10 protein-coding genes are annotated in these 12,670 nt (G+C 64.2%); 4 read left to right on the forward strand and 6 right to left on the reverse strand.

Annotation, left to right across the window (positions count from 1 at the left end; translation table 11 throughout):
• The first annotated feature begins 268 nt into the window (after positions 1-268).
• From HUV48_RS06685 to metK, 3 genes are all read left to right on the forward strand, one after another.
• A complete protein-coding gene (locus HUV48_RS06685) occupies positions 269-973 on the forward strand; it encodes a DUF4167 domain-containing protein (RefSeq protein ID WP_176267010.1) in 705 nt (234 codons plus the stop codon).
• Between the two features lie 74 nt (positions 974-1,047).
• Positions 1,048-2,628, forward strand: a complete 1,581-nt coding sequence (gene lnt / locus HUV48_RS06690; RefSeq protein ID WP_176267011.1) for an apolipoprotein N-acyltransferase — start codon at positions 1,048-1,050, stop codon at positions 2,626-2,628.
• Between the two features lie 42 nt (positions 2,629-2,670).
• Entirely contained in the window at positions 2,671-3,882 is a 1,212-nt protein-coding gene (metK, locus tag HUV48_RS06695; protein WP_176267012.1) for a methionine adenosyltransferase, read from the forward strand.
• 3 nt (positions 3,883-3,885) lie between these two features.
• Here metK and HUV48_RS06700 read toward each other — a convergent pair whose 3' ends face one another.
• The 4 genes from HUV48_RS06700 to HUV48_RS06715 are packed head-to-tail and all read right to left on the reverse strand — an operon-like array spanning position 3,886 to position 7,400.
• Positions 3,886-5,037: a CaiB/BaiF CoA transferase family protein gene (locus HUV48_RS06700; RefSeq protein ID WP_318656061.1), complete on the reverse strand. Its 1,152-nt coding sequence runs from the start codon at positions 5,035-5,037 to the stop codon at positions 3,886-3,888.
• Positions 5,038-5,044: 7 nt separating this feature from the next.
• Positions 5,045-5,710 (reverse strand): CoA transferase subunit B, encoded by a 666-nt coding sequence (locus tag HUV48_RS06705; RefSeq protein WP_176267013.1) that lies wholly within the window; start codon positions 5,708-5,710, stop codon positions 5,045-5,047.
• 8 nt (positions 5,711-5,718) lie between these two features.
• Positions 5,719-6,681, reverse strand: a complete 963-nt coding sequence (locus HUV48_RS06710) for an HAD family acid phosphatase (RefSeq protein WP_176267014.1) — start codon at positions 6,679-6,681, stop codon at positions 5,719-5,721.
• Positions 6,678-7,400: a CoA transferase subunit A gene (locus tag HUV48_RS06715; protein ID WP_176267015.1), complete on the reverse strand. Its 723-nt coding sequence runs from the start codon at positions 7,398-7,400 to the stop codon at positions 6,678-6,680. Before HUV48_RS06715 ends, HUV48_RS06710 begins: the two co-directional genes overlap by 4 nt.
• A 507-nt stretch (positions 7,401-7,907) precedes the next feature.
• On the opposite strand from HUV48_RS06715, the gene HUV48_RS06720 reads away from it, so the two are divergent.
• Positions 7,908-10,220 carry a CDC48 family AAA ATPase gene (locus HUV48_RS06720; RefSeq protein ID WP_176267016.1) on the forward strand — a complete coding sequence of 771 codons (2,313 nt, stop codon included), beginning with the start codon at positions 7,908-7,910 and terminating at the stop codon, positions 10,218-10,220.
• A gap of 1 nt (position 10,221) precedes the next feature.
• On the opposite strand, the gene HUV48_RS06725 is transcribed toward HUV48_RS06720, so the two are convergent.
• Both HUV48_RS06725 and HUV48_RS06730 read right to left on the reverse strand, forming a co-directional pair.
• Complete coding sequence (locus HUV48_RS06725; RefSeq protein WP_176267017.1) at positions 10,222-11,301, reverse strand: mechanosensitive ion channel family protein; 1,080 nt, start codon at positions 11,299-11,301, stop codon at positions 10,222-10,224.
• A 40-nt stretch (positions 11,302-11,341) separates the two neighbouring features.
• Complete coding sequence (locus HUV48_RS06730; protein WP_176267018.1) at positions 11,342-12,670, reverse strand: sensor histidine kinase; 1,329 nt, start codon at positions 12,668-12,670, stop codon at positions 11,342-11,344.

Consider the following 12,670-nt stretch of genomic DNA (forward strand, 5'->3'; position numbering starts at 1 on the left):
TCGCAAAGCCGTGCAATATATAAGGACTTGGCAAAAGGCAGGAGGGTAGCTACCTCTGTAGGCGGACAAGGCGATCTGCAAGATGCTTGCCGATCCCGATGTCCAGTTCCGATATTCGCGTAATACCACGGGTGGCGACGCTACCGGATTATGCAAAACATTGGGGCCGCCGTCCGAAACACGTCGGAGGCGGTACATGGGCGAGAATGGGGACCGGCGACCGTGACAGTATGGGTCCGACCCCGCCACGATTGAGGAAGAGTTTCCTTTGAATAACAATCGCAACAATCGCCGTCGGGGACGGAATAACCGTTCCGGCCAGGGCGGCAACCAGGCAAACCGCATCGACAGCCGGGCGCGGGGCAATGCGCCTCAGCTGCTCGACAAGTACAAGAAACTGGCTCAGGACGCGCAGCACAATGGCGACCGGGTGCAGGCCGAGTACTATCTGCAGTTCGCGGACCACTATTTCCGCGTAATCTCGGACAACAAGGCGCGGCAGGACGAAGCGCGCTCCAAGCGTGACGACGACCGTAGTTCCGACGATGACGGCGACAGCGACGACAACCGGCGCGGCAACCGCCGCCCCCGCGGCCGCCGTGACGACGAGAACGAGGGTAGCGACGATCGCTCGCAGCGCGGCAACGGCCGCTCGAACGGTTACGACGGTGCCGGTAACGACGACGATGCCTACGACAGCGATGACGAAGCTGCACCGCGTCCGAAGCGTACTCCGCGTGCCCGCCCGGCCAAGTCCGACGAAGAAGCGCCGAAGCGCGCGACGCGCGGCCGTCCTCGCAAGACCGATGCGAAATCGGTCGAGAACGAGATCGACGCCTCGGTCCTGCCGCCATCGATCAGCATGGCAGACGGCGATCCGGCCGGCGGCGATGCTGCTCCGCCGAAGAAGGCCGTTCGCCGCACGACACGAAAGCGGGCGGACGACGGTTCGAAAGAGGCCGCCGCGGTCTGAAACCTGAAGACGCGCGGCGCTAAAGGCGAATGTTGACGCGGTCGCAAGATGTGCACCAAGCGGGCGGCATGAACATGGCAGCGCGGGCACTGGATCGTCTTTTCGCTTATCCGCGTATGGCCGCGCTGCTCCTCGGCGCGCTTGCGCCATTGGGCTTTCCGCCCCTGCGTCTCTGGCCCATTTCCGTCCTTGCAATGGGCGCGTTCGTTCTCCTGCTACGCCGGTGCGAGACGAAGAAGCGCGCCTTCCTGCTCGGCTGGTTGTTCGGCGTCGGCTACTTCACCGTCACGAACAACTGGATCGCGACGGCTTTCACCTATCAGTCGGCCATGCCCGCCTGGCTAGGGATGCTGGCGGTTCCGATGCTCGCGCTGTATCTCGCGGTTTTTCCCGGTTTTGCCGCGCTCGGTACGCATGTATTTGCGAGGAAGCACGGCTCCGCAACATTAGCGCTTGCCGCCGGCGGCTGCTGGATCGTCGCGGAATGGCTGAGGAGCTGGGTGTTCACCGGCTATGCCTGGGGGCCGTTCTCGCTCGCGCTGCTCGGTCCGTTCGACCGCCCCGGTCTTGCCGCCGTCCTGCCGATCTTCGGAACCTACGCCTTGTCGGGCGTGCTGGTCATCGCCTCGGCTCTGGTCGTGGCCGCCGTGACGGAGCGCCGCTGGATCGCGGCCGGCATCGCCGCCGTCTTGCTGACCGCTGGCATGTATTGGCCGGCATCAACGCCTCGCGAAGGCACGTTGCCGCTGACGCTGGTCCAGCCGGATATCAGGCAGGACGAGCTCGACAATCCCGCGCAATTCGAGGACCAGTATCGGCGCATCAGCAACCTGACAGTGCCGCGTGAGCCGGGACAGCGGCGGCTCGTGCTTTGGCCCGAATCGGGCGTGCCCGATTACCTTCGCGACGGCTATCCGCAGCGCTACTACGACCAGATGACGGTGGCTGGCAATCCGAAGTTTGCCCGCTGGCGCATCGGACGCGCAATCGGCGAGGGAAGTCTGTTGCTGACCGGTGCCGTCGATCTCGAGATTGGCGGACCCGAAGGGTTCGAGCGGGCGGTCGGTGCCTACAACTCGGTCACCGCGATCCGGGCGGATGGCACAATCGTCGATAGTTACGCCAAGGCACATCTCGTGCCCTACGGCGAATATCTTGCGCTACGCTGGCTGCTCGAGCCGCTCGGAGCGACCCGTCTGGTTGCGGGCACGATCGATTTCATTCCCGGACCCGGACCCGAGACGCTCAACCTGGGTCCGTGGGGCGAGGCGGGCGTGCAGATCTGCTACGAGATAATCTTCTCGGGCGAAGTCGTCGATCCTGAAAATCGGCCCGATTACATCTTCAACCCCTCGAACGACGGCTGGTTCGGCGCGTGGGGCCCGCCGCAGCATCTGGCGCAGGCACGACTGCGCGCGATCGAGGAAGGGTTGCCGGTACTGCGCTCCACCACCACCGGTATCAGCGCCGTTATCGATGCACGCGGTGTGGTGCGCGAGCATATTCCGATGCACGTGGCGGACCGGATCGACACCCTTATCCCGCCGAAAGCCGCGCCGACGCCCTTCTCTTATCTCGGGCACTGGCTGACGGCCATCTGGGCTGCGGTGCTGATTGCCGCATCGCTGGTTGCCAGCCGCAGGCGGGCCAGCTAGAGCGCGTATAAAGACATAAAGCTTTCTTTATATCGAGGTTTCATGCGCGACAATTATCTCTTCACGTCCGAAAGCGTTTCCGAAGGTCACCCGGACAAGGTTTCCGACCAGATTTCGGACGCGATCGTCGATCTGTTCCTCTCGAAGGACGCCGAAGCGCGCGTTGCCTGCGAAACGATGACGACCACGCAGCGCGTCGTCCTTTCGGGCGAAATCCGCTGCCGCGGAGTGTTCGAAAACGGCGAATGGGCAGACGGAGCGCTCGAGGAGATCGAGCAGACCGTCCGCAATACGGTGCGCGACATCGGCTACGAGCAGGACGGCTTTCACTGGGAAACGCTGACTTTCGAGAATCACCTGCACGGCCAGTCGAGCGAGATCGCGCAGGGCGTCGATGCCAGCGGCAACAAGGACGAAGGTGCTGGCGACCAGGGCATCATGTTCGGCTTTGCGTGCGACGAGACGCCCGATCTGATGCCGGCGACGCTCGACTACAGCCACAAGATCCTGCAGCGACTGGCGCAGGACCGGAAGAACGACAAGGCGCCGTTCCTCGAGCCCGATGCGAAGAGCCAACTCACTCTGCGTTACGAAAACCGCAAGCCGGTGGGCTGCACCGCCGTCGTGGTTTCGACGCAGCACGCGTCCGGGTACCATCGAGGCGAGAAGGAAGCCGAACTGAAGGATTACGTGCGCGGCGTCGTAGCCGACATTCTGCCCGACGGCTGGCTGTCGGACGATACCGCCTGGCACATCAATCCGACCGGCGCTTTCGAGATCGGCGGCCCGGACGGTGACGCCGGACTTACGGGGCGCAAGATCATCGTGGACACCTACGGCGGCGCTGCCCCGCATGGCGGCGGCGCATTTTCCGGCAAGGATCCGACGAAGGTGGACCGGAGCGCGGCTTATATCACCCGCTACCTGGCCAAGAACATCGTCGCTGCGGGCCTCGCCACGCGCTGCACCATCCAACTCGCCTACGCCATCGGGGTGAGTGAGCCTCTATCGCTCTACGTCGACACGCACGGCACCGGCAAGGTCGCCGACGAGAAGCTTGAGGACGCGATCCGTTCGCTGGACAAGCTCGGCGGCCTTACGCCCCGTGCGATCCGCACGCACCTTGGCCTCAACAAGCCGATCTACCGCCGGAGCGCAGCCTATGGGCACTTCGGACGCGCGGCGAGCGGCGACTACTTCCCGTGGGAACGTACCGATTTGGTAGACGACCTTAAGGCCGCGGTCGGCGGCTAGCGATTAGTCCGCGCCGTGCTCGCCCTTGCGCGGGGACGGGCGGTCCAGCGCCAGCTTTGCGCGTGAAAACGCGAAGGGGCTGCGGACGCCCGGAATGCCCGCGAGTTCGATCTTCATGCCGCGTTCCTGCACCTGCGGGTCTGCGAAGACCTGATCGAGCGCATTGATCGGTCCCGCAGGAACGCCTGCTTCGGCGCAGCGTGCCAAGAGCGCTTCGCCTGTCCACTGCCGGGTCGCGTCTGACAATTCCTGGCGCAAGGCCTCGCGGTTGGTGAGGCGGCCGGCATTGGTCGAGAACCGTGCGTCGTCCAGCAGGTCGCGCCGTTCCAGCAGTTCCAGCAGCTTGCGGAACAGACCGTCGTTGCCCGGCGCGAGCACAACCTCGCCGTCCGCCACCGGGAACACGCCGTAGGCGCTAACCTGAAGATGCTCGTTCCCCATGCGCGGCGGGTTCTCGCCGGTCGCGAACAGCGCCATCGCCTGATTGGCGAGCAGCGAGACCGAGCAATCGAGCAGGCTCATGTCGATATGCTGACCCTTGCCGGTCCGGTGCCGCATCAGCAGCGCCGCCTGGATCGCGCTCGATGCATAGACGCCGCAGAACAGGTCGGAGATCGCGAGGCCGTGCTTCATCGGTTCGCCTTGGGGCTCGCCGGTCAAGGCCATGAAGCCGCTCATGCCCTGAATGACGAAGTCGTAGCCACGCTCGCTGCGCCGCGGACCGGTCTGCCCGAAGCCGGTGATGGAGCAATAGACGAGGGCGGGGTTGCTCGCGGCGAGGCTTTCGTAGTCGAGGCCGAAGCGGGCGAGCTTTCCGGTAAGGAAGTTCTCGATCAGAACGTCCGCGTCCGCAGCGAGGGTTTTGACCCGGGCCAGATCGTCCGCATTGCCGAAGTCCGCGACAATGCTGCGTTTGCCGCGGTTGCAGGCATGATAATAGGCCGCTTCCTGCGTGCCGTCGTCGCGCTCGATGTAGGGCGGACCCCAGGCCCGGGTGTTGTCGCCGCCCGGCCCCTCGACCTTGATGACGTCGGCCCCGAGGTCGGCGAGCGTCTGCCCCGCCCACGGTCCAGCGAGCACGCGAGCGAGTTCCAGAACCTTCAGTCCGGCGAGCGGCGCGTCTGCTTCGCGCGGGGTGTCGAGCCAGCTGATCACGCCCGCCTCAGCGCAGCGCCACCTCGTAGTGCGCCGTCGTCTGCGCAGCCACCTCTTCCTCGCTGACGCCCGGCGCGAGTTCGACGAGTTTGAACGGGCTGTTGTGGTCCGCACGCTGGAAAACGGCGAGGTTGGTGATCACCATATCGACGACGTTGGTGCCGGTCAGCGGCAGGCTGCATTCGGGAATGAACTTCGCGCTGCCGTCCTTCGCCGTATGATCCATCACGACGATGATCTTCTTGACCCCGGCGACAAGGTCCATCGCGCCGCCCATGCCCTTGATCATCTTGCCGGGGATCATCCAATTGGCGATGTCGCCGTTCTCCGCCACTTCCATCGCGCCGAGCACGGTGAGGTCGATATGCCCGCCGCGGATCATGGCGAAGCTCGTCGCGCTATCGAAATAGGCACTGTGTGGCAGTTCGCTGATCGTCTGCTTGCCGGCATTGATGAGGTCGGCGTCCTCTTCTCCTTCATAGGGGAAGGGGCCGATGCCGAGCATCCCGTTCTCGCTTTGCAGCGTGACGTGCATGCCTTCGGGGATGTGGTTGGCGACCAAAGTGGGAATGCCGATGCCGAGATTGACGTAATAGCCATCCTCGAGCTCCTGCGCAGCCCGCGCGGCCATCTGGTTGCGGTCCCAGCCGATCTTTTCCGCTGTTTCACTCATTGTCGTTGTCACCTTCGGTTTTGCGTAGTCGCTGCGGGAGCCCACCGCTGATCTGGCGGAAATACCTCGCCGATACTGCCCGTTATCGAATCGCCGTAGACGGGATTGGGGAGCAGGAACCAGCCGTTGCCCCACAGCCGCGCATATTCGCTGGTCGCGGCCAATGCGCGGCGCTCCTGTACGCCGAGGCCTTCGGCGTTGAACACGTCGGCGAAGTCACCGAGATTGTCGCCCGCGAGCGCAATAACGCAGTATTTCTCCGCGATCATCGCGCGCCGTCCGTCCTTGTCGCCGCTGTTCGTGCCGTCGTCTCCGCGCAGGAACAGGGTTTCCCCGGGAACCGCTTCGCCGAGTCCCGCTGCGGCGATCGCGGCAGTCGCGCCCTCTGCGCTATACTGCCGGTTGGTGTTGAAGACAGGCGTGACGCCTGCCTCGCGCAAGCGGCGAAGGCCTTCCACTGCGCCCGGAACAGCGCGAGCGAGCGGGGCGCCGGTCCGTTCCCATTCCTCCCAGGTCGCGCCCGAATAGGCGTTACCCTTGGCAAGCCAGGCTTCGTAACCCGCGTTGAGGATGAGCGTCTCGTCCACGTCGAAGATCGCGGCGAATGGCTTGGCCCTGCCGTCGATGACGCAGGCGGGCTGCCTGACTTCGCCGTCCAGACCCATGACGACCGCCTGCGGCACACGGCGCAGGCGCGTGATCGTAACCGTGTAATCCGCCAGTTGCCGCCACGCCTGAATGGAAACGCCCGCCGCTTCGCCCGATCCGTAAAGCCAGCGCATCGAGTCCGGTGCAGCCGCTTCGATCGGATCGGTTGGCTCCATCAATGAAGCTTGCGCTTCCTCGGCAGCACTGCCGACGGCTGCGGCGGCGGCGCGGGTGCGTTCGTCAATGCGAGGACGGTCTGTCGTCGCACATCCGGCCAGCAGCACCGCGCTCAGCAGTCCGGTAAGGGGAGCCCGCACACTCACGCCGCTTTCCGCTCCCGCGTGGTGACGAATTCGATCTTCTTGTCGTAGGGCGCGCCGACGATCATGCGGTTCACGAAGACACCGGGCAAGTGAATGGCGTCGGGATCGAGGCTGCCGGTCGGCACGATCTCTTCGACTTCCACGACGCAGACCTTGCCGCAGGTGGCAGCAGGCTGGTTGAAGTTGCGCGCGGTCTTGCGGAATACGAGGTTGCCCGTCTCGTCCGCTTTCCACGCTTTCACGATGGCGAGGTCGGCGAAAATGCCGCGCTCGAGGATATAGTCCTCCATCTCGCCGTCGCGGTTTGCGAACTGCTTGACTTCCTTGCCCTCGGCGACCTGCGTGCCGACGCCCGTCTTGGTATAGAAGCCGGGGATGCCGGCGCCGCCTGCACGCATACGTTCGGCGAGGGTGCCCTGCGGGCAGAATTCGACTTCGAGCTCGTTGGAGAGGAATTGCCGCTCGAACTCCTTGTTCTCGCCGACATAGGACGAGATCATCTTCTTGACCTGCTGCGTGCGCAGCAGCATTCCGATGCCCTCGTTGTCGATGCCTGCGTTGTTGCTAACGAAGGTGAGGTTCTTCACGCCGCTGTCCCTGATGGCTTCGAGCAGGCGTTCGGGGATACCGCAAAGCCCGAACCCGCCGCTGGCGATCAGCATGTCGTCTTTCAGCAGTCCGTCCAAGGCGGCGGCGGCATCGTCGAAAAGTTTCTTCATCGCGTCACTCCTGTGGGCCCGCATTAAGCGGGGCCGGTTCGGCTGTCACCCCGGCTCGTCCGAGTATCCTCGCGAAGATTCGGTACCGGGAGAGGCCTGTCTTCGTTGCAGATGCGATGGTGCAGCGCGGAAAAGCAGCCTTTGAACACTTTTTATGATAGCGCTACCAAGCTTTCCCGGTAATATTGCGCTGCAAATACAAATTGATAAAAGTGAGTTGCGTGTTTTGCAACCATAGGTGATTATTTCGCACTTGCGAGATAGCGGCACGTGGCGCATATCTGCTCGTGCCTTTCAGGCATCCTCTCCCAAACTTTCAAGCCCGGTCATTATGACCGGGCTTTTTTCTTGCCTGAAGCGAAACCCCTTCCGAACTACCGCGATCGAAACCCCGTGCCCCGTTTGCATCGCGGCGTATCGCTTCCTAGCTAATCGCGTGGACCGATCCTCCATGCCAGACATTGCATAGGTGATCGAAGAGTTAGGCAAGGATGGAGAGACGCCCCGATGGCCGATGTTGATGCGCCGGTAGAAGAGAACACGATCCGGCTACAGGTCGCCGCCGCTCGGCAGGAAGAGAGCGGACAGGGCATAGCGCGCATGCCGCGCAGCGCCTTCCAGAAGCTCGGCATTACCGAAGGCGACGTGGTCGAGGTAATGGGCAAGCGCAGCACCGCGGCGATTGCCATGTCCGCTTACGACGAGGACCAGTCGCTCGACGTCGTGCGGCTCGACGGCCTTCAGAGGGGGAATGCGGAAGCCGGCTCCGGTGAGCACGTGCGCGTCAAGGCGGCCGAATCGCGCGCAGCGACCCGCGTCGTTTTCGCACCCGCCCAGCGCGAAATCCGCCTTCAGGGTCCGACGCAGGCGCTCAAGCGCAACTTCTTCAGAAAGCCGCTGGTGGCGGGCGATCTCGTGGCGACGACCGGGCAGCAGCCCGTCGCGAACATGCCCAACCAGGTCCAGCGGATGTTCAACAACGCGCCCGCCTACGCGCTCACGCAAATCCGGCTGACCGTCGTCTCGACCACGCCCAAGGGCATCGTCCACATCGACGAGAATACCGAAGTGGAATTGCGCGCCGAATTCGCCGAGCCGCGCGATGGGCGCGCCGTCGTGAACTACGATGATGTCGGCGGTATCGAGGAGACGATCCAGCAGCTGCGCGAAATGGTCGAACTGCCGCTGCGTTATCCCGAACTCTTCACTCGCCTAGGCGTCGATCCGCCCAAGGGCGTGCTGCTTCACGGCCCGCCCGGAACCGGCAAGACCAGGCTCGCGCAGGCGGTGGCGAACGAATCCGATGCGGAATTCTTCACCATCAACGGCCCGGAAATCATGGGGTCGGGCTACGGCGAGAGCGAGAAGGCGCTGCGCGACGTGTTCGAGCAGGCCAGCAAGGCTGCCCCCGCCATCGTGTTCATCGACGAGATCGATTCGATTGCGCCGAAGCGCGACCGCGTTCCCGGCGAAGCCGAGAAGCGGCTCGTCGCGCAACTGCTGACGCTGATGGACGGACTGGAGTCGCGCTCCAACCTCGTCGTGATCGCCGCCACCAACCGGCCCGAGGCCATCGACGAGGCGCTGCGCCGCCCTGGCCGTTTCGATCGCGAGATCGTGATCGGCGTGCCCGACGAGGGCGGTCGCCGCGAGATCCTTGGCATTCACACGCGCGGCATGCCGCTCGGCGACAAGGTCGACCTCAAGGAGCTCGCCAAGACGACGCATGGCTTCGTCGGCGCAGATATCGCGGCGCTTGCCCGCGAGGCCGCGATCGAGGCGGTTCGGAGGATCATGCCGCGCCTCGATCTCGACGAGCGCACGGTTCCGCCTGAGGTTCTCGAGGATCTTTGTGTCACCCGCGAGGATTTCCTGTCCGCGCTGAAGCGCGTTCAGCCCTCCGCGATGCGCGAGGTGATGGTGCAGGTTCCCAACGTCGGCTGGGAAGACCTCGGAGGCGTGGGCGAAGCGATCGCGAGCCTGAAGGAAGGTATCGAACTGCCGCTGAAGAACCCCGCCGCGTTCGAGCGGCTCGGTATCAGGCCCGCCAAGGGCTTCCTCCTCTACGGCCCACCGGGGACCGGCAAGACCTTGCTGGCAAAGGCGGTGGCGAAGGAAGCGGAAGCGAACTTCATCTCGCTCAAAAGCAGCGACCTGTTGTCGAAGTGGTACGGTGAGAGCGAGCAACAGATTGCCAAGCTGTTCCGCCGCGCCCGTTCGGTTGCTCCCTGCGTGGTGTTCATCGACGAGATCGACAGCCTCGTCCCCGCGCGCGGATCGGGTGCCGGCGAGCCGCAGGTCACGGGCCGCGTCGTAAACACGATCCTCGCCGAAATGGACGGGCTTGAGGAATTGCAGTCGGTCGTCGTCATCGGTGCGACCAACCGGCCGACTCTGGTCGATCCGGCGCTACTGAGGCCGGGCCGGTTCGACGAACTCATCTATGTCGGTTCGCCCGACCGGAAGGGCCGCGAGCATATCCTGAAGATCCATACGTCGGGAATGCCGCTCGCCAGCGACGTCGATCTTGCAGCGCTTTCCGGTGAGACCGAACGCTTCACCGGGGCCGACCTCGAAGACGTGGTGCGCCGTGCCGGTCTGGTCGCGCTACGCCGGGCTGGCGGCGACGTGCAGGAAGTGACCGCGGCGGACTTTACCGAGGCGCTCAAGGATTCGCGGGCGACCGTGACGGCCAAGATGGAAGCGGAATACAAGAAGATGCGGGGTGAGCTGAAGAAGCGTGCTGCCGACATCCAGCCTATCGGCTTCCTTCACGAAGGCATGCTAGAACCCACGCGGGAGAAGAAGCACTCCGGTTAGGTCAGCCGCCGGTGGCGCGCGCGTTGGCCGCTTCGACCTCCAGCCGGTGGCGGATCAGCGCGCTGGGCATTTCCTTACGCAGCCAACCGATCATGTGCTCGCGTACCGCGCAGCGCAGGTTGAAGAGATCGCCGATGGTCAGCGCGCTCACCGCGAGGCGCAGTTCGATGCTTTCGGGATGCGCTTCGGTCATCAGGACCGCGGCGGTCCGCTTGTCCCACAGCTCCTGCGTTTCGATGAAGCGCAGGAACTCGGCGCGGATCGGTTCCACCTCGGTCGCCGGGTCAAGATGCAGGAACACCGGTCCGGTCAGCTTCTCGCTCTTGCGCGACCAGTTCTCGAAACTGTGATCGAGGAACTGGCTGGTCGGCACGATCACGGCCCGCTCGTCCCAGATGCGGACCACGACGAAGCTCATGCGGATTTCCTCGACCCGCCCGGTATGCCCGTCGATCACGACCAGATCGCCGATCCGCAGCGGCTCCGTGATGGCCATCTGCAGGCCAGCTATGAGCGACTTGAGCGCCGGCTGCGCCGCTGCACCCACGGCGAGTGCGGCAAGACCGGCCGATGCCATGACGGTGACGCCGATGTCGCGCACGACCGGAATGCCGAGCAGCATCAGTCCGACCGTGACGAAGACGATGATGAAGGTGATGGTGCGCGACAGGATCGCCACGCGCGTCTTGCGACTGCGCGCCGCGACCGGGTCGTCGGAAATCTCCGCCTTGTATTCGACCCCGTATGCGAATGCCTTGACCAGCACATAGGCGACCCAGCCCAGCAGCGCGGGAACGGCGAACTTGCCGATGATCGCCCAGACTTGCGCGAGCAGCGGGTCGGACTGCGAGGCTGCACTGATCGCTACCGCAACCATCGACCACTTCAGGGGCTTCTCGATCCGCTGGAACACGATCTCGTCGAGCGGGGTGTCCGACATCTTCGCGATCCGGTGGACGATGGCGAAGAGGATGCGGTGCGCCACCAGCGCAACGATGACGGCGATGAGAAGAACGATGGCGGCATCGAGCAGCAGCGGCCAGTCGATGTCGTAGTTACGGGGGTCGTAGCGCTCTAGCATATAGCCCGCGCCTTACGGACCGCGCCGGCCGGTTTCAAGGTCAGCCGTGGTTTTCCGCGCTTTCGGAGGGTTTGACGGGAGCGGGAAAGCGGATGTCGATCGCGGCGCCCTCGTCGGTAAAGCGCCGCTCCACCTCACCGCGAAGCTGCCGCGCCGACGAGGTCATGAGCATGCTGCCGAAACCCTGCCGCTCGCCCGGCTCAGCAATTCGCGCGCCGTGCTCGCGCCATTGAATCACGATGTCGCCGTTCTCGCGCCGCCAGTTCACGAGTATCGTTCCGCCATTGGCCCAAGCGCCGTATTTGACCGCATTCGTCGTCATCTCGTGCAGCACGAGGCCGAGCGGCGTCGCCTGTTCGGACGCGATGAGTATCTCGGGGCCGTCGAGCTTCGCGACGAGTTCGTCCGACCGGTAGGGGGCAAGCGTCGTTTCGATGAGCTTTTCCAGCAAGGCGACGGGCTCGCTCGAATGGCCCTGCGTCACCTCGTGCGCCGTAAGCAGTGCGCGGATGCGGTCCGAGATACTGCCGACGACCTCTTTCGCTTCGGGCTTTCCGCGCGCACTCATCTGCACGATCGCAAGGATTACGGCGAACAGGTTCTTCACCCGGTGATTGAGTTCCTTCGCCAGCAGGTCCGCCCGGTCGCGCGCTTCCGCCAGCGCACTTGCCTGCGCCGCTTCAGCCTCCGCGCGGACGGTTCTGGTCAGGAGTAGATAGGCAAAGATCAGTGCGATGAGCAGAACGATCAGCAGCAATCCGAGAAGCGGCAGAACCATCGCTTCGGCGCGGGCCGACTGGTCGACCGCGCTGTTGAGGATGCGCGTCTCCATCAGTTCGAGTTCGCGCAGGGCTACCCGCAGCCGGTTCATGGTATCCTTGCCCTCGTCGGTAAGGATCATCGTACGCGCCCCGATCAGGTCGCGGTTTTCGAGCAATGCGACCGAGGCGTCGAGTTCCGTAAATTTCTGATCGGCAAGCCGTTCGACATCGCCGAGCAGCTGCGCCTGCCGCGGATTGACGTCTTCCCCGAAAGCTTCGCGCAGTTGGTTGAGTGAGGCGTCATGCCGCTCGCGCGCCACGCGGTAGGGTTCGAGATAGGCTTCGTCGAGCGTGATGAAATAGCCGCGCTGACCGGTTTCCGCGCTGAGCGCGTTGCGTCCGACATTACGTATCTCGAGCAGGATCTGGCTCGTGCTGTTGACCTGTTCGCGCTCGACCCGTTCCGCCGCGATCGTGTAATAGACGAGATAAAGCAGCCCCATCACCGTCGCGGCCAGCAGCACCAGAACACCGAGTCCCGCAAGCCGGACACGCGTCGAGCGGCGTCTTACGCTTGGCGGCGCATCGGTATCCGGCGCGCTCGCCAT

It is taken from the genome of Qipengyuania atrilutea (assembly GCF_013370205.1).
Lineage (GTDB): Bacteria > Pseudomonadota > Alphaproteobacteria > Sphingomonadales > Sphingomonadaceae > Actirhodobacter > Actirhodobacter atriluteus.